Consider the following 16,375-nt stretch of genomic DNA (forward strand, 5'->3'; position numbering starts at 1 on the left):
TTCATCTACTGCACTTAGTATGACCCGTACGGGATTCGAACCCGTGTTACCGCCGTGAAAGGGCGGTGTCTTAACCACTTGACCAACGGGCCCATGGCGGAGAAGGAGGGATTTGAACCCTCGCGCCGGTTACCCGACCTACACCCTTAGCAGGGGCGCCTCTTCAGCCTCTTGAGTACTTCCCCAAAATAAAAAATGGCTCCGAAGGCAGGACTCGAACCTGCGACAACCTGATTAACAGTCAGGTGCTACTACCAACTGAGCTACTTCGGAATAATGGTGGGCCTAAATGGACTCGAACCATCGACCTCACGCTTATCAGGCGTGCGCTCTAACCAGCTGAGCTATAGGCCCTTGGAGCGGGTGATGGGAATCGAACCCACGACATCAGCTTGGAAGGCTGAGGTTTTACCATTAAACTACACCCGCATAAATGGTGGGTCAGGACGGAATCGAACCGCCGACACTTAGAGCTTCAATCTAATGCTCTACCAACTGAGCTACTGACCCATTTCGTCCATGCTAAGCTTTCTCACTCTTTTGCTTCTCATGACTTTTATTTTAAAAATGGCGGTCCCGACCGGGATCGAACCGGCGATCTCCTGCGTGACAGGCAGGCATGTTAACCGCTACACCACGGGACCTTTTGGTTGCGGGGGCCGGATTTGAACCAACGACCTTCGGGTTATGAGCCCGACGAGCTACCACTGCTCCACCCCGCGATAATTTTATGTTGTTTCGAGTTTTTAAAGCACCATTTATAAAAATTTAAAACTGGAGGAGGTAGAGGGATTCGAACCCCCGCGCGGTGTTACCCGCCTGTCGGTTTTCAAGACCGATCCCTTCAGCCAGACTTGGGTATACCTCCGTTACAATATATAAATGGTGGACCTTGCAGGACTCGAACCTGCGACCGGACGGTTATGAGCCGTCTGCTCTAACCAACTGAGCTAAAGGTCCTTTAAGATGGCGGCAGAGGGGATCGAACCCCCGACCTTACGGGTATGAACCGTACGCTCTAGCCAGCTGAGCTACGCCGCCAGGATCTTTATACTGGTTAATTTACTTATGGTGGAGCCTAGCGGGATCGAACCGCTGACCTCCTGCGTGCAAGGCAGGCGCTCTCCCAGCTGAGCTAAGGCCCCATAATTTTTTGGAAATGGTCGGGAAGACAGGATTCGAACCTGCGACCCCTTGGTCCCAAACCAAGTGCTCTACCAAGCTGAGCTACTTCCCGTTGTTCTTATGGCGCGCCCGACAGGAGTCGAACCCATAACCTTCTGATCCGTAGTCAGACGCTCTATCCAATTGAGCTACGGGCGCATTTAAAATGGTGCCGAGGACCGGAATCGAACCGGTACGGTAGTCACCTACCGCAGGATTTTAAGTCCTGTGCGTCTGCCAGTTCCGCCACCCCGGCACATTTGGAGCGGAAGACGAGGTTCGAACTCGCGACCCCCACCTTGGCAAGGTGGTGTTCTACCACTGAACTACTTCCGCATGTGCATAAGCTTTTTTATCTGGCAATGAAAATAATGGTGCGGGTGAAGGGAGTCGAACCCCCACGCCTTGCGGCGCTAGATCCTAAGTCTAGTGCGTCTGCCAATTCCGCCACACCCGCTTATTATTATTTAAAAATGGTGAGCCATGAAGGACTCGAACCTTCGACCCTCTGATTAAAAGTCAGATGCTCTACCAACTGAGCTAATGGCTCGAAAAAATGGTGCCGGCTATAGGAATCGAACCCACGACCTACTGATTACAAGTCAGTTGCTCTACCTGCTGAGCTAAACCGGCATATGGTGGAGGATGACGGGCTCGAACCGCCGACCCTCTGCTTGTAAGGCAGATGCTCTCCCAGCTGAGCTAATCCTCCTGGGTATTATGCCTAGCGACGTCCTACTCTCACAGGGGGAAGCCCCCAACTACCATCGGCGCTAAAGAGCTTAACTTCCGTGTTCGGTATGGGAACGGGTGTGACCTCTTTGCCATCATCACTAGACTTTGTTATGTATCTTGTTTTGAAGTTGTTTACCTGTCCTTCAAGACAAGAATTATTGTATAACGTTTTCTAACATTGTGCAATACTTTTTTATAAAAAAAAGAAATTATTACTTTTTAAAGATATTTTTGTTAAGTAAGAGAAAATATTGCCCTGCAAAATATTATAGCAATTGTTGGTTCAAAAGAAAACAATTATTTTATTTGGCCGATATTATTAGCTTATAATCTATTTCAATACAAGTGAAGAATATAGATAATCCTTCACTCGTCTATTCATTAAATATTTGAAAGCTCTATTTTTAATTTTACAATATCCTCAAGTGTAGTGGCGGGACCAAAAGATATTCTAAAAAATTGGCGTGCCGCTTCCAAAGAGAATCCCATTGATAGAATAGCCTTTGTTCCCGATTTACTACGAATATCACATGCACTACCTGTAGAGATACAGATTCCCGCCTCATTTAACTTTAAAAGAACATATTGCCCCTCTACTTTTTCCATCATTACCCCACAAATATTAGGTAGTTGCTGTTTACACTCAACGAGCTGACATTTTTCAGGTAAATTATTTTCAAAATAATTTCTTAGCGTTTCATAATGTTGCAATTCATATTGATAGTTTTCAATTGCCGCGGCAAAGGCCACGATTGCAGGAGTATCTAATGTCCCCCCTCTAAGACCCCTCTCATGTGTCAAACCCGGTGTTAATGCAGGTACTCTGATTGCAGGGTTCAGATATATAGCACCACAGCCCTTTGGTCCGCCTATTTTATGAGCCGAGATGGTAATCGCATCTGCCCCTTTTGGTATAGCTAGTTTGCCAAATGATTGTACACAATCAACATGACAGAATATATTTGATTTTCTTGCCATCTTTACGATTTTCTCTACAGGCTGGATTGAACCAATTTCAGAATTGACATGTTGAATGGTAATCAAAGCAGTCTCTTCCCGGATTGCTTGTTGCAATTGCCCCAGATCCACACAACCATCCTTCTGCAAAGGTAATTTTGTTACAGTAAAGCCCTTTTTCTCAAGTGTATTCAAAGCCGCATGCACTGACGTATGCTCAGCTTGAGATGAAATAATGTGTTTTCCTTTTTTTGAGGCTAGCGCTAACGACAAGATGGCTATGAGATTTCCTTCTGTTCCACTACCCGTAAAAATTACGCCATCACTAGTTACACCTAGGGCTTGGGCTACAACCTCCCTTGATTGCTGGACAAAATAAAAAGCTTGTCCCCCTAAATCATGCAAACTCGCACTATTTCCATAATACCGTTGTGCCACCTCTACATATGCCTCAAGAGATTCCCTCATCATAGGTGATGTTGCAGCATAATCCATATAAATCATCGTCTTCTTCCTCTCTTGTTCATCAGGTCTTGTTTTCTTTTATATTTTATGTAAAGATAAGTGTCAAGACAACTGTAAAGAAGGTATAACGATGGATGTAAAGACAGACATCCTTATAATTGGTAGTGGTATTGCTGCACTTCAGGCTGCTTTAGTGCTTGAAAAACATTTTCAAATACAAATTGTTACAAAATCATCTGTATATATGAGTAGTTCTTATCGTGCACAAGGTGGGATTGCTGCTGTTACCAGTGAGGAGGATCATATTCAACATCATATTGCTGATACATTGAAAGCTGGAGAGTATCATCATGAGAAAAGGCATGTTAAAACACTTATAAAAGATGGCACTGAGATTATGCAAAACTATCTAAAGGATGGCCTCCCTGTTGATCGGCAGGTCGATGGAAAACCTGTTTTAGGACTTGAAGGAGCACATAGTCATCATCGTATTCTACATGCAGGTGGTGATCGTACTGGTCAGATTTTCATAGATTACTTGCTTCATAAACTTTCGCCCAAAACAAAGATCAATTGCTATGAAATGGCTTATGAGCTTTTACGGAATACAGATGGTGACTGTGTAGGAGTACTAACTAAAGGAGAAAAAGGTACAAAACGTTATTTGGCTCATCATGTTATTTTAGCGACAGGTGGCGCAGGTGCCCTTTATTCAAGTACATCTAATTTTCCAACTAATACAGGGGATGGGATCGCATTAGCATTTCGGGCAGGCGCTGCCATTAGTGATATGGAATTTATGCAATTTCACCCGAGTCTTCTGTGGTGTAAAAATGAAGCAAAGGGATTAGTTTCTGAAGCTGTCAGAGGGGCTGGTGGTATTTTTGTTAATGCCCAGCATCAGCCCATTATGACAGGTTTACATGCTCAACTTGACTTAGCACCAAGACATATTACTGCACTTGCCCTATTTACAAAACGTGCAGCGGGTGAAGAAACGTTTATTGATATCACTAACATTCAAGACTTTGAAGTAAAGTTTCCAACAATTGCTCAGCTGTGCCATGTTCACCGCGTTCATTTACAAGATGGTCTAATCCCCGTGGCTCCAGGAAGTCATTTCTTGATGGGTGGTGTTATTGCTGATGACAAAGGAAGAACTACGATACCGAACTTATATGCAGTCGGTGAGGTTGCCTGTACAGGCGTACATGGTGCGAATCGTTTAGCAAGTAACTCCCTATTGGAAGGTATTACATTTGGTCAAAAAATGGCGCAGTTCATTATTCAAAAAGGGTGTCATCAAAAAAACTTTTTACTGGAAAAGCATCAATGTGCTGATAAAATGCCACCTTTATTTAGCAAACCCCAATTACAGCAAAACATGATGCGGTTCCTAGGTATTGTTAGAAATATGGATGACTTGCAGCATTTTGTAAAGCAACTCCCCTCCTTGCAATCACTTATTCAAGTTAATTTAAAGGGTTTAGAACTAGCTGAGTTGGAATTATTTATGATGCATGTAGTCGCCACATTAATGGCACATGCAGCAATTACGCGAACGGAAACAAGAGGAGCTCATATTCGGACCGATAAACCCGAAATGGAATCACACTGGGCAAGCCGATGGATTATTTTTTCGCAAGGACAAATGAAAGTGAGGAACTCATTGTATGAATATCATCAAACTCGAGGAAATGCTCAAGCAATTTTTTAATGAGGATTTAGGAGATGGAGATTTAACGAGTGAATTTATCTTTTCAGCCGAACAACAGGGAGCTTTTTCTTTTTACGCGAAAGAAAGCGGAATTTTTTGCGGAGCTAACATTATTGAGCATGGCTTTCTCTTACTCGATCGATCAATCGAAGTCAACCTTCATACAAAAGATGGGGAGATGGTGAAGTCAGGTGATGTACTCGCTGTGATTAAAGGTCCCTTACAAAAATTATTAATCGGTGAGCGTGTCATTTTAAATCTTATTCAACGTATGTCTGCTATTGCAACTGCAGCCCATCTTGCCGTTCAAGAAACAGTAGGTACTCACGCAAAAATATGTGATACGCGTAAAACACTACCAGGACTGCGTATGTTAGATAAATATGCTGTTCGAATTGGTGGTGCTTTTAATCATCGTAATGGCCTGTATGACGCAATTATGCTAAAGGATAATCATATTGCCTTTGCTGGTAGCATTACAAAGGCAGTTCAGGTAGCTAGGGCGAAAGTCGGTCATACCGTGAAAATTGAAGTTGAAATTGAAACAAAAGAACAATTAGAAGAAGCTGTCCACGCAGGAGCAGATATTATTATGTTTGATAACCGTAGCCCAGAAGAAATCCGTGCATGGCTTCCCATTGTTCCTCCCACTATTGCGACTGAAGCATCTGGGGGCATCACACTTAAAAATTTAAAGGCATATGCCCAATCGGGTATTCAATGGATTTCTCTTGGCTCCTTAACACATTCAGTTAAAGCTTTTGATATTAGTGCACTCGTTCAAATGAAAGGAGATCATTCCCTTGTCCATCACTAGTTTATTACAACAGACGACATTACTCCCAGAGCATTATCGGGCACTATCTGTAAAGGAAATGGAATCTCGTATTTTATCAATAAAGAAAAAATTAGGTCCTAAATTATTTATTCCTGGCCACCATTATCAAAAAGATGAAGTCATTCAATTTGCAGATGCAACTGGGGATTCTTTACAGTTAGCGCAATTATCCGCAGCAAATAAGGAAGCTGAACACATCGTATTTTGCGGTGTACATTTTATGGCAGAGACTGCTGATATGCTGACAACGAAACAGCAACATGTCTATTTACCAGATATGCGCGCTGGTTGTTCAATGGCTGATATGGCAGATATTTATCAAACTGAACAAGCATGGCCAATTCTTCAAGAACTCTTTGGGGATACGATTATTCCTCTAACCTATGTTAATTCAACTGCGGCTATTAAAGCCTTTACTGGAAGACATGGTGGTGCTTGTGTCACTTCGTCGAATGCAAAGGAACTTGTTCAATGGGCTTTTACCCAAAAACAGCGTATCTTCTTTTTACCTGACCAACATTTAGGAAGAAATACTGCCTATGATTTAGGTATACCTCTTGAAAATATGGCTGTTTGGAATCCACATAAGAACATGCTCGAAACAAAAGAGCCTCTTGAAAATATCCAAGTTATTCTTTGGAAGGGTCACTGCTCTGTGCACGAAGGTTTTACTGTTCAACATACAGAGGTTATTCGCAAAGAACACCCGACTATGAGGATTATCGTTCACCCAGAGTGCAGCCGTGAAGTGGTAGCAGCGGCTGATGATGCAGGCTCCACAAAATACATTATTGATACAATCAATCGAGCTCCAAGCGGATCTGCATGGGCAATTGGAACAGAAATGAACCTTGTCAATCGCATTATTAAGCAGCATCCTGATAAACATATTGTCTCCTTAAATGAAAACTTTTGTCCTTGTTTAACAATGAATCGAATTGACCTTCCACATTTGTTATGGAGCTTAGAAAGTATTGATCAGGGTCAACCTCATAACCGTATACAAGTAGATGAACATACTACTTCTGAAGCACTTAGTTCACTTGAAAGAATGCTAGCCAGAGGATAAATAGTTAAAGCTTTTTAAACAGAAAGGTTGAAGATATAACCTTTCTGTTTTTTTTGACATAACACCTACTTTCAATAGTGCTGATGGCTTCATTTTCGCCTGTATTGCTATAATTGACACGACTTTATGCTCCATGATACTGTCAATTTGGAGGTGATACTAAATGGCTTTTCAATCGAAAAATATCTTTATCAATTTACCAGTAAAAGATCTAAACAAATCTATCAGTTTTTTTAAGGAATTAGGTTTTGCGTTCAATCAACAATTCAGTGATGAAACAACAGCCTCAATGATTATTAGTGAAAATATCTTCGTATTAATAATGGTTGAAGAACGATTTAAAGGATTTAGTAAGAAAGAAGTTACAGATACTACTACTTCTGCAGAAGCAATCTTATGTCTCTCTGCTGAAAACCGAGAACAAGTAGATCAATTAGTGAATAAGGCACTTGCCTCTGGTGGTAAACCTTATAGTGAACCACAAGATCACGGATTTATGTATGGTTGGGGTTTTCAGGATGTAGATGGACATATCTGGGAAGTAGTTTATATGGATGAAAATGCATTGAATCAAGAGTAAATTTTGTATCTATGAATATCAAAAAACAGTAGATGCAATTGCATCTACTGTTTCTAGTATGACCCGTACGGGATTCGAACCCGTGTTACCGCCGTGAAAGGGCGGTGTCTTAACCACTTGACCAACGGGCCCATGGCGGAGAAGGAGGGATTTGAACCCTCGCGCCGGTTACCCGACCTACACCCTTAGCAGGGGCGCCTCTTCAGCCTCTTGAGTACTTCCCCAAAATAAAAAATGGCTCCGAAGGCAGGACTCGAACCTGCGACAACCTGATTAACAGTCAGGTGCTACTACCAACTGAGCTACTTCGGAATAATGGTGGGCCTAAATGGACTCGAACCATCGACCTCACGCTTATCAGGCGTGCGCTCTAACCAGCTGAGCTATAGGCCCTTGGAGCGGGTGATGGGAATCGAACCCACGACATCAGCTTGGAAGGCTGAGGTTTTACCATTAAACTACACCCGCATAAATGGTGGGTCAGGACGGAATCGAACCGCCGACACTTAGAGCTTCAATCTAATGCTCTACCAACTGAGCTACTGACCCATTTCGTCCATGCTAAGCTTTCTCACTCTTTTGCTTCTCATGACTTTTATTTTAAAAATGGCGGTCCCGACCGGGATCGAACCGGCGATCTCCTGCGTGACAGGCAGGCATGTTAACCGCTACACCACGGGACCTTTTGGTTGCGGGGGCCGGATTTGAACCAACGACCTTCGGGTTATGAGCCCGACGAGCTACCACTGCTCCACCCCGCGATAATTTTATGTTGTTTCGAGTTTTTAAAGCACCATTTATAAAAATTTAAAACTGGAGGAGGTAGAGGGATTCGAACCCCCGCGCGGTGTTACCCGCCTGTCGGTTTTCAAGACCGATCCCTTCAGCCAGACTTGGGTATACCTCCGTTACAATATATAAATGGTGGACCTTGCAGGACTCGAACCTGCGACCGGACGGTTATGAGCCGTCTGCTCTAACCAACTGAGCTAAAGGTCCTTTAAGATGGCGGCAGAGGGGATCGAACCCCCGACCTTACGGGTATGAACCGTACGCTCTAGCCAGCTGAGCTACGCCGCCAGGATCTTTATACTGGTTAATTTACTTATGGTGGAGCCTAGCGGGATCGAACCGCTGACCTCCTGCGTGCAAGGCAGGCGCTCTCCCAGCTGAGCTAAGGCCCCATAATTTTTTGGAAATGGTCGGGAAGACAGGATTCGAACCTGCGACCCCTTGGTCCCAAACCAAGTGCTCTACCAAGCTGAGCTACTTCCCGTTGTTCTTATGGCGCGCCCGACAGGAGTCGAACCCATAACCTTCTGATCCGTAGTCAGACGCTCTATCCAATTGAGCTACGGGCGCATTTAAAATGGTGCCGAGGACCGGAATCGAACCGGTACGGTAGTCACCTACCGCAGGATTTTAAGTCCTGTGCGTCTGCCAGTTCCGCCACCCCGGCACATTTGGAGCGGAAGACGAGGTTCGAACTCGCGACCCCCACCTTGGCAAGGTGGTGTTCTACCACTGAACTACTTCCGCATGTGCATAAGCTTTTTTATCTGGCAATGAAAATAATGGTGCGGGTGAAGGGAGTCGAACCCCCACGCCTTGCGGCGCTAGATCCTAAGTCTAGTGCGTCTGCCAATTCCGCCACACCCGCTTATTATTATTTAAAAATGGTGAGCCATGAAGGACTCGAACCTTCGACCCTCTGATTAAAAGTCAGATGCTCTACCAACTGAGCTAATGGCTCGAAAAAATGGTGCCGGCTATAGGAATCGAACCCACGACCTACTGATTACAAGTCAGTTGCTCTACCTGCTGAGCTAAACCGGCATATGGTGGAGGATGACGGGCTCGAACCGCCGACCCTCTGCTTGTAAGGCAGATGCTCTCCCAGCTGAGCTAATCCTCCTGGGTATTATGCCTAGCGACGTCCTACTCTCACAGGGGGAAGCCCCCAACTACCATCGGCGCTAAAGAGCTTAACTTCCGTGTTCGGTATGGAAACGGGTGTGACCTCTTTGCCATCATCACTAGACTTATTCGACCTTCAAAACACGGCGTATTACTGCGTCTTGAAGCTCTCTTTTTTGTTGAAAGATTTGTTCTTTCAAAACTGGATAAACGGTGCATTGAATGTTTCAAACTTTTTTGGTTAAGTCCTCGATCGATTAGTATTCGTCAGCTCCATGTGTCACCACACTTCCACCTCGAACCTATCTACCTCATCGTCTTTGAGGGATCTTACTTACTTGCGTAATGGGAAATCTCATCTTGAGGGGGGCTTCATGCTTAGATGCTTTCAGCACTTATCCCGTCCACACATAGCTACCCAGCGATGCCTTTGGCAAGACAACTGGTACACCAGCGGTGTGTCCATCCCGGTCCTCTCGTACTAAGGACAGCTCCTCTCAAATTTCCTACGCCCACGACGGATAGGGACCGAACTGTCTCACGACGTTCTGAACCCAGCTCGCGTACCGCTTTAATGGGCGAACAGCCCAACCCTTGGGACCGACTACAGCCCCAGGATGCGATGAGCCGACATCGAGGTGCCAAACCTCCCCGTCGATGTGGACTCTTGGGGGAGATAAGCCTGTTATCCCCGGGGTAGCTTTTATCCGTTGAGCGATGGCCCTTCCATGCGGAACCACCGGATCACTAAGCCCGTCTTTCGACCCTGCTCGACTTGTAGGTCTCGCAGTCAAGCTCCCTTGTGCCTTTACACTCTACGAATGATTTCCAACCATTCTGAGGGAACCTTTGGGCGCCTCCGTTACCTTTTAGGAGGCGACCGCCCCAGTCAAACTGTCCGCCTGACACTGTCTCCTGCCCCGCTAAGGGGCATGGGTTAGAATTTCAATACAACCAGGGTAGTATCCCACCGACGCCTCCTTCGAAGCTGGCGCTCCGAGATCTCTGGCTCCTACCTATCCTGTACAAGTTGTACCAAAATTCAATATCAGGCTACAGTAAAGCTCCACGGGGTCTTTCCGTCCTGTCGCGGGTAACCTGCATCTTCACAGGTACTATAATTTCACCGAGTCTCTCGTTGAGACAGTGCCCAGATCGTTACGCCTTTCGTGCGGGTCGGAACTTACCCGACAAGGAATTTCGCTACCTTAGGACCGTTATAGTTACGGCCGCCGTTTACTGGGGCTTCAATTCGCAGCTTCGCTTGCGCTAACCACTCCTCTTAACCTTCCAGCACCGGGCAGGCGTCAGCCCCTATACGTCACCTTACGGTTTTGCAGAGACCTGTGTTTTTGCTAAACAGTCGCCTGGGCCTATTCACTGCGGCTCTCATGCGCTTGCACGCTCAAGAGCACCCCTTCTCCCGAAGTTACGGGGTCATTTTGCCGAGTTCCTTAACGAGAGTTCTCTCGCACACCTTAGGATTCTCTCCTCGACTACCTGTGTCGGTTTGCGGTACGGGCACCTCTCACCTCGATAGAGGCTTTTCTTGGCAGTGTGAAATCAGGAACTTCGTCCATACGGACTCGCCATCACAGCTCAACGTTACAGTGTGCGGATTTGCCTACACACACGCCTTACTGCTTGGACGCGCACAACCAACGGCGCGCTTACCCTATCCTACTGCGTCCCCCCATTTCTCAAACGGTGAGGAGGTGGTACAGGAATATCAACCTGTTGTCCATCGCCTACGCCTATCGGCCTCGGCTTAGGTCCCGACTAACCCTGAGCGGACGAGCCTTCCTCAGGAAACCTTAGTCATACGGTGGACGGGATTCTCACCCGTCTTTCGCTACTCATACCGGCATTCTCACTTCTAAGCGCTCCACCAGTCCTTCCGATCTGACTTCAACGCACTTAGAACGCTCTCCTACCACTGACATCGTAGATGTCAATCCACAGCTTCGGTGAATCGTTTAGCCCCGATACATTTTCGGCGCAGCGTCACTCGACCAGTGAGCTATTACGCACTCTTTAAATGATGGCTGCTTCTAAGCCAACATCCTGGTTGTCTGTGCAACGCCACATCCTTTTCCACTTAACGATTACTTTGGGACCTTAGCTGGTGGTCTGGGCTGTTTCCCTTTTGACTACGGATCTTATCACTCGCAGTCTGACTCCCGTGTATAAATATCTGGCATTCGGAGTTTGTCTGAATTCGGTAAACCGGGATGGCCCCCTAGTCCAAACAGTGCTCTACCTCCAGTATTCTCATCACGAGGCTAGCCCTAAAGCTATTTCGGAGAGAACCAGCTATCTCCAAGTTCGATTGGAATTTCTCCGCTACCCACACCTCATCCCCGCACTTTTCAACGTGCGTGGGTTCGGGCCTCCAGTAAGTGTTACCTCACCTTCACCCTGGACATGGGTAGATCACCTGGTTTCGGGTCTACGACCACGTACTACTTCGCCCTATTCAGACTCGCTTTCGCTGCGGCTCCGCCTTCTAAAGCTTAACCTCGCACGTAATCGTAACTCGCCGGTTCATTCTACAAAAGGCACGCTATCACCCATTAACGGGCTCTAACTACTTGTAGGCACACGGTTTCAGGATCTCTTTCACTCCCCTTCCGGGGTGCTTTTCACCTTTCCCTCACGGTACTGGTTCACTATCGGTCACTAGGTAGTATTTAGCCTTGGGAGATGGTCCTCCCGGATTCCGACGGAATTTCACGTGTTCCGCCGTACTCAGGATCCACTCAGGAGAGAACGAACTTTCGACTACAGGGCTTTTACCTGCTCTGGCGGACCTTTCCAAGTCGCTTCATCTAACTCGCTCTTTTGTAACTCCGTATAGAGTGTCCTACAACCCCAAGAGGCAAGCCTCTTGGTTTGGGCTCTTCCCGTTTCGCTCGCCGCTACTCAGGGAATCGATTTTTCTTTCTCTTCCTCCAGGTACTTAGATGTTTCAGTTCCCTGGGTCTGCCTTCAAGACGCTATGTATTCACGTCAAGATACTACGCGATTAAACGTAGTGGGTTCCCCCATTCGGAAATCTCCGGATCAAAGCTCACTTACAGCTCCCCGAAGCATATCGGTGTTAGTGCCGTCCTTCTTCGGCTCCTAGTGCCAAGGCATTCGCCGTGCGCCCTTAATAACTTAACCAAGTTATTAAGCCTATAAAAAACTTAAAAAATAAATGTGTTTGTTACAATTTCAATGTCGTTTTATCCAGTTTTCAAAGAACAAGTTTTGAAGTGTTTCATTCAGAAGAATGAACCTTCAAAACTGAACGCAAAACGTAATCTTACAAACCCAAGGTTTGTATTCCGAAATAATCCTTAGAAAGGAGGTGATCCAGCCGCACCTTCCGATACGGCTACCTTGTTACGACTTCACCCCAATCATCTATCCCACCTTCGGCGGCTGGCTCCAAAAGGTTACCTCACCGACTTCGGGTGTTACAAACTCTCGTGGTGTGACGGGCGGTGTGTACAAGGCCCGGGAACGTATTCACCGCGGCATGCTGATCCGCGATTACTAGCGATTCCGGCTTCATGTAGGCGAGTTGCAGCCTACAATCCGAACTGAGAACGACTTTATCGGATTAGCTCCCTCTCGCGAGTTGGCAACCGTTTGTATCGTCCATTGTAGCACGTGTGTAGCCCAGGTCATAAGGGGCATGATGATTTGACGTCATCCCCACCTTCCTCCGGTTTGTCACCGGCAGTCACCTTAGAGTGCCCAACTAAATGATGGCAACTAAGATCAAGGGTTGCGCTCGTTGCGGGACTTAACCCAACATCTCACGACACGAGCTGACGACAACCATGCACCACCTGTCACCGTTGCCCCCGAAGGGGAAACTATATCTCTACAGTGGTCAACGGGATGTCAAGACCTGGTAAGGTTCTTCGCGTTGCTTCGAATTAAACCACATGCTCCACCGCTTGTGCGGGCCCCCGTCAATTCCTTTGAGTTTCAGTCTTGCGACCGTACTCCCCAGGCGGAGTGCTTAATGCGTTAGCTGCAGCACTAAGGGGCGGAAACCCCCTAACACTTAGCACTCATCGTTTACGGCGTGGACTACCAGGGTATCTAATCCTGTTTGCTCCCCACGCTTTCGCGCCTCAGCGTCAGTTACAGACCAGAAAGTCGCCTTCGCCACTGGTGTTCCTCCAAATCTCTACGCATTTCACCGCTACACTTGGAATTCCACTTTCCTCTTCTGCACTCAAGTCCCCCAGTTTCCAATGACCCTCCACGGTTGAGCCGTGGGCTTTCACATCAGACTTAAAGGACCGCCTGCGCGCGCTTTACGCCCAATAATTCCGGACAACGCTTGCCACCTACGTATTACCGCGGCTGCTGGCACGTAGTTAGCCGTGGCTTTCTAATAAGGTACCGTCAAGGTACAGCCAGTTACTACTGTACTTGTTCTTCCCTTACAACAGAGTTTTACGATCCGAAAACCTTCTTCACTCACGCGGCGTTGCTCCATCAGGCTTTCGCCCATTGTGGAAGATTCCCTACTGCTGCCTCCCGTAGGAGTCTGGGCCGTGTCTCAGTCCCAGTGTGGCCGATCACCCTCTCAGGTCGGCTACGCATCGTCGCCTTGGTGAGCAGTTACCTCACCAACTAGCTAATGCGCCGCGGGCCCATCCTATAGCGACAGCGAGATGCCGTCTTTCAGTCTTTTACCATGAAGCAAAAGAGATTATTCGGTATTAGCCCCGGTTTCCCGGAGTTATCCCAAACTATAGGGTAGGTTGCCCACGTGTTACTCACCCGTCCGCCGCTAACGTCAAAGGAGCAAGCTCCTTTTCTGTTCGCTCGACTTGCATGTATTAGGCACGCCGCCAGCGTTCGTCCTGAGCCAGGATCAAACTCTCCATAAAAGAAATTTGATTAGCTCAAATTGTTTTGCTGGCATCATGTTTGATGTCCAAAATTGTGTTTCGTTCACCAGTGAAACTAGCTACTTAAAACTTTATTGATTACGTTTTGCTTGTTCAGTTTTCAAGGTTCATTTTACCTAAGTCGTTTTCAGCGACTTTATTATCTTATCTCATTACCAACTAAAAGTCAACAACTTTTTTAAAACTTTATTTTTAAGTGTTCCTTCTTGTTAAGGACAAGTAATAATATATAATATAGCATTTTAAAAATCAAGCATTTTTCATAAAAAAATTAAAAATCTTTTTAATATCTATTACAAACAATAGAATTCCTGCTAATACAATCAATCCGCCGATGATTTGTGTCATGATTAAATACTCTTTAAATATCACCAAAGCTAAAAGAGCAGCTCCTACAGGCTCAAATAATATAGCAATTGAAACAACATTCGTACTAACATATTTAATTGACCAATTAAACAAAGTATGACCAAGTAGATTTGGTATTAATGCTAATAAGATAAACCATAACCAATCCATCGAAGAATATGGACCAAAGGATTCTCCTTTAACCATTACATAAATAAATAAAGTGATGGTACTTACAACATATACAACCATTGTATAGGTCACAAGTGATAATCTCTTACGTACATCCTGCCCTAATAGAAAATAAGCTGTCGCTAGTGCACAAGCAACGAGCGCAAGTACATCTCCATAAAAGGCTGTTCCACTTACTTTAAAATCGCCCCAACTAATTAAAACACTTCCTAGTATTGCAATTGAACCTGCTATGATGGTTTTCATCGTTATTTTCTCTTTAAAGAAAAAGGAAGTGCCCACAAACGCAAACAAAGGTTGTAGCGTTACTAAAACTGTTGAACTTGCTACTGAAGTATAGTTGAGTGATTCAAACCATAATATAAAATGAAAAGCTAAAAAAATCCCCGCAACTGAAGAAAATAACCAATCACGTCTTTTTAAAGTTGCTAACTCCTTTGTATATCCCCTTAAAAACCATGGCGCCATGATTAAAACGGAAAATAGCATGCGATAAAATGCTATAATTCCCGCTTCCGCAGATGCTAATTTCACAAAAATAGCTGACATCGATACTGAAATAACACCAATCACAATCGGGATGTATGGATGAATTTTTGGCTGCTCCAAAAAACCTCACCTTCCTAAAAAAATACTTATATGTCCTTACTTCATGTTGTACAATACAAAAAAGTGATGCACATATAATAATGACAGTTTGCATATCTCTTAGCAATACGAAATATCAATGGAGGGTTGTGTATGGAAACATTATTCGAAAATATGATTACATATGAAGTTGGCATAAAATTAGTTATTGCAGCCACATTAAGTTTAGTAATCGGTATCGAAAGGGAATTAAAGAAAAAACCAGTTGGATTAAAAACAAGTTTAGTTATTGCTACTTTCAGCTGCTTATTAACGATTATCTCCATTGAAACAGCCTACTCAACCCCCGCTAGAGAAGATATTAATATTACGATGGACCCTCTACGTTTAGCCGCACAAATTGTTAGTGGAATTGGCTTTCTTGGTGCAGGAGTCATTCTAAGACGCGGTAATGACAGCATTACGGGTTTAACAACCGCTGCTATGATCTGGGGAGCCGCTGGTATCGGTATTGCAGTTGGTGCAGGTTTTTACATGGATGCAACACTAGCTGTTGTGATCATTGTTTTTGGAATTGAAGTACTATCACCTTTTCTTATGAAAATCGGACCAAAGCGAATTCGTATGCGGGAAATTTTATTAAAAGTTCAAATTGATGATGACAACCATACAGAATCATTTCTTTTATTTTTAAAGGACAACAACATTATCATTGAAAATATACGCATTAAAGATGTGCACTTAAAAAACGATAGTGTTTTACATGAGTTAGATTTACGCCTTTCCTTAATCGTCTCGGATAATTTGTTGTCATTTTATCGTTCATTACGAGCACTATCTTATATAGAAAAAATCGAAATGGAAATTTTAAACTAGTTGGAGGATT

7 protein-coding genes, 40 tRNA genes and 4 rRNA genes are annotated in these 16,375 nt (G+C 45.0%); 5 read left to right on the forward strand and 46 right to left on the reverse strand.

Annotated elements, in window-relative coordinates; translation table 11 throughout:
• Positions 1-20 precede the first annotated feature (20 nt).
• The 22 genes from L6W14_RS17545 to L6W14_RS17650 form a co-directional block, all read right to left on the reverse strand.
• A tRNA-Glu gene (locus tag L6W14_RS17545) sits at positions 21-92 on the reverse strand.
• A gap of 2 nt (positions 93-94) precedes the next feature.
• Positions 95-185: transfer RNA gene (locus tag L6W14_RS17550), tRNA-Ser, on the reverse strand.
• An 11-nt stretch (positions 186-196) separates the two neighbouring features.
• Positions 197-273, reverse strand: a tRNA-Asn gene (locus tag L6W14_RS17555).
• A 4-nt stretch (positions 274-277) separates the two neighbouring features.
• Positions 278-354, reverse strand: a tRNA-Ile gene (locus L6W14_RS17560).
• A gap of 1 nt (position 355) precedes the next feature.
• Positions 356-429 (reverse strand) — tRNA-Gly (locus tag L6W14_RS17565).
• 5 nt (positions 430-434) lie between these two features.
• Positions 435-510 (reverse strand) — tRNA-Phe (locus L6W14_RS17570).
• A 58-nt stretch (positions 511-568) separates the two neighbouring features.
• Positions 569-644: transfer RNA gene (locus tag L6W14_RS17575), tRNA-Asp, on the reverse strand.
• A gap of 3 nt (positions 645-647) precedes the next feature.
• Positions 648-722: transfer RNA gene (locus L6W14_RS17580), tRNA-Met, on the reverse strand.
• Positions 723-775: 53 nt separating this feature from the next.
• Positions 776-868 (reverse strand) — tRNA-Ser (locus L6W14_RS17585).
• 15 nt (positions 869-883) lie between these two features.
• Positions 884-960 (reverse strand) — tRNA-Ile (locus tag L6W14_RS17590).
• A gap of 7 nt (positions 961-967) precedes the next feature.
• Positions 968-1,041: transfer RNA gene (locus L6W14_RS17595), tRNA-Met, on the reverse strand.
• A 28-nt stretch (positions 1,042-1,069) separates the two neighbouring features.
• Positions 1,070-1,145: transfer RNA gene (locus L6W14_RS17600), tRNA-Ala, on the reverse strand.
• A gap of 15 nt (positions 1,146-1,160) precedes the next feature.
• A tRNA-Pro gene (locus L6W14_RS17605) sits at positions 1,161-1,237 on the reverse strand.
• Positions 1,238-1,246: 9 nt separating this feature from the next.
• Positions 1,247-1,323 (reverse strand) — tRNA-Arg (locus L6W14_RS17610).
• A gap of 8 nt (positions 1,324-1,331) precedes the next feature.
• Positions 1,332-1,420: transfer RNA gene (locus tag L6W14_RS17615), tRNA-Leu, on the reverse strand.
• Between the two features lie 5 nt (positions 1,421-1,425).
• Positions 1,426-1,500 (reverse strand) — tRNA-Gly (locus L6W14_RS17620).
• Positions 1,501-1,536: 36 nt separating this feature from the next.
• Positions 1,537-1,621, reverse strand: a tRNA-Leu gene (locus L6W14_RS17625).
• A gap of 17 nt (positions 1,622-1,638) precedes the next feature.
• A tRNA-Lys gene (locus L6W14_RS17630) sits at positions 1,639-1,714 on the reverse strand.
• A 7-nt stretch (positions 1,715-1,721) separates the two neighbouring features.
• Positions 1,722-1,797 (reverse strand) — tRNA-Thr (locus tag L6W14_RS17635).
• A 3-nt stretch (positions 1,798-1,800) separates the two neighbouring features.
• Positions 1,801-1,876, reverse strand: a tRNA-Val gene (locus L6W14_RS17640).
• Between the two features lie 10 nt (positions 1,877-1,886).
• Positions 1,887-2,002, reverse strand: a 5S ribosomal RNA gene (rrf, locus tag L6W14_RS17645).
• Positions 2,003-2,280: 278 nt separating this feature from the next.
• Positions 2,281-3,351, reverse strand: a complete 1,071-nt coding sequence (locus L6W14_RS17650) for a cysteine desulfurase family protein (RefSeq protein WP_237900999.1) — start codon at positions 3,349-3,351, stop codon at positions 2,281-2,283.
• Between the two features lie 100 nt (positions 3,352-3,451).
• Between L6W14_RS17650 and nadB the strand changes: the two genes are divergently transcribed.
• The 4 genes from nadB to L6W14_RS17670 all read left to right on the forward strand — a co-directional run bounded on the left by nadB (position 3,452) and on the right by L6W14_RS17670 (position 7,525).
• The gene (gene nadB / locus L6W14_RS17655; protein WP_237898531.1) at positions 3,452-5,038 is read left to right on the forward strand and encodes an L-aspartate oxidase; all 1,587 of its coding nucleotides are present in this window, start codon (positions 3,452-3,454) and stop codon (positions 5,036-5,038) included.
• The gene (gene nadC / locus L6W14_RS17660; protein WP_237898534.1) at positions 4,995-5,855 is read left to right on the forward strand and encodes a carboxylating nicotinate-nucleotide diphosphorylase; all 861 of its coding nucleotides are present in this window, start codon (positions 4,995-4,997) and stop codon (positions 5,853-5,855) included. The genes nadB and nadC overlap by 44 nt, the downstream gene beginning before the upstream one ends.
• The gene (gene nadA / locus L6W14_RS17665; RefSeq protein ID WP_131522745.1) at positions 5,842-6,945 is read left to right on the forward strand and encodes a quinolinate synthase NadA; all 1,104 of its coding nucleotides are present in this window, start codon (positions 5,842-5,844) and stop codon (positions 6,943-6,945) included. Before nadC ends, nadA begins: the two co-directional genes overlap by 14 nt.
• Before the next feature lie 163 nt (positions 6,946-7,108).
• Positions 7,109-7,525, forward strand: a complete 417-nt coding sequence (locus tag L6W14_RS17670; protein ID WP_131522746.1) for a VOC family protein — start codon at positions 7,109-7,111, stop codon at positions 7,523-7,525.
• A 59-nt stretch (positions 7,526-7,584) separates the two neighbouring features.
• Here the strand turns inward: L6W14_RS17670 and L6W14_RS17675 are convergent.
• The 24 genes from L6W14_RS17675 to L6W14_RS17790 form a co-directional block, all read right to left on the reverse strand.
• Positions 7,585-7,656 (reverse strand) — tRNA-Glu (locus tag L6W14_RS17675).
• A gap of 2 nt (positions 7,657-7,658) precedes the next feature.
• Positions 7,659-7,749, reverse strand: a tRNA-Ser gene (locus L6W14_RS17680).
• A gap of 11 nt (positions 7,750-7,760) precedes the next feature.
• Positions 7,761-7,837, reverse strand: a tRNA-Asn gene (locus tag L6W14_RS17685).
• 4 nt (positions 7,838-7,841) lie between these two features.
• Positions 7,842-7,918: transfer RNA gene (locus tag L6W14_RS17690), tRNA-Ile, on the reverse strand.
• Between the two features lies 1 nt (position 7,919).
• Positions 7,920-7,993: transfer RNA gene (locus L6W14_RS17695), tRNA-Gly, on the reverse strand.
• A 5-nt stretch (positions 7,994-7,998) separates the two neighbouring features.
• A tRNA-Phe gene (locus L6W14_RS17700) sits at positions 7,999-8,074 on the reverse strand.
• Between the two features lie 58 nt (positions 8,075-8,132).
• Positions 8,133-8,208, reverse strand: a tRNA-Asp gene (locus L6W14_RS17705).
• Positions 8,209-8,211: 3 nt separating this feature from the next.
• Positions 8,212-8,286, reverse strand: a tRNA-Met gene (locus L6W14_RS17710).
• A gap of 53 nt (positions 8,287-8,339) precedes the next feature.
• Positions 8,340-8,432 (reverse strand) — tRNA-Ser (locus tag L6W14_RS17715).
• Positions 8,433-8,447: 15 nt separating this feature from the next.
• Positions 8,448-8,524: transfer RNA gene (locus L6W14_RS17720), tRNA-Ile, on the reverse strand.
• 7 nt (positions 8,525-8,531) lie between these two features.
• Positions 8,532-8,605, reverse strand: a tRNA-Met gene (locus L6W14_RS17725).
• Between the two features lie 28 nt (positions 8,606-8,633).
• Positions 8,634-8,709, reverse strand: a tRNA-Ala gene (locus L6W14_RS17730).
• A 15-nt stretch (positions 8,710-8,724) separates the two neighbouring features.
• Positions 8,725-8,801: transfer RNA gene (locus L6W14_RS17735), tRNA-Pro, on the reverse strand.
• A 9-nt stretch (positions 8,802-8,810) separates the two neighbouring features.
• Positions 8,811-8,887 (reverse strand) — tRNA-Arg (locus L6W14_RS17740).
• Between the two features lie 8 nt (positions 8,888-8,895).
• Positions 8,896-8,984, reverse strand: a tRNA-Leu gene (locus tag L6W14_RS17745).
• Between the two features lie 5 nt (positions 8,985-8,989).
• Positions 8,990-9,064: transfer RNA gene (locus L6W14_RS17750), tRNA-Gly, on the reverse strand.
• A gap of 36 nt (positions 9,065-9,100) precedes the next feature.
• Positions 9,101-9,185 (reverse strand) — tRNA-Leu (locus tag L6W14_RS17755).
• 17 nt (positions 9,186-9,202) lie between these two features.
• Positions 9,203-9,278, reverse strand: a tRNA-Lys gene (locus tag L6W14_RS17760).
• A 7-nt stretch (positions 9,279-9,285) separates the two neighbouring features.
• A tRNA-Thr gene (locus L6W14_RS17765) sits at positions 9,286-9,361 on the reverse strand.
• A 3-nt stretch (positions 9,362-9,364) separates the two neighbouring features.
• A tRNA-Val gene (locus L6W14_RS17770) sits at positions 9,365-9,440 on the reverse strand.
• 10 nt (positions 9,441-9,450) lie between these two features.
• Positions 9,451-9,566, reverse strand: a 5S ribosomal RNA gene (gene rrf, locus L6W14_RS17775).
• A gap of 113 nt (positions 9,567-9,679) precedes the next feature.
• Positions 9,680-12,607 (reverse strand): 23S ribosomal RNA (locus tag L6W14_RS17780).
• 180 nt (positions 12,608-12,787) lie between these two features.
• A 16S ribosomal RNA gene (locus tag L6W14_RS17785) occupies positions 12,788-14,340 on the reverse strand.
• Together the 16S, 23S and 5S rRNA genes with 20 tRNA genes alongside form the textbook arrangement of a ribosomal RNA operon.
• A gap of 270 nt (positions 14,341-14,610) precedes the next feature.
• Complete coding sequence (locus tag L6W14_RS17790) at positions 14,611-15,510, reverse strand: DMT family transporter (protein ID WP_237898538.1); 900 nt, start codon at positions 15,508-15,510, stop codon at positions 14,611-14,613.
• Between the two features lie 132 nt (positions 15,511-15,642).
• Here L6W14_RS17790 and L6W14_RS17795 point away from each other — a divergent pair, with 132 nt between their 5' ends.
• Complete coding sequence (locus tag L6W14_RS17795; protein ID WP_004233792.1) at positions 15,643-16,365, forward strand: MgtC/SapB family protein; 723 nt, start codon at positions 15,643-15,645, stop codon at positions 16,363-16,365.
• Positions 16,366-16,375 lie beyond the last annotated feature (10 nt).

The organism is Lysinibacillus sp. ACHW1.5, assembly GCF_022014815.1.
GTDB lineage: Bacteria > Bacillota > Bacilli > Bacillales_A > Planococcaceae > Lysinibacillus > Lysinibacillus capsici.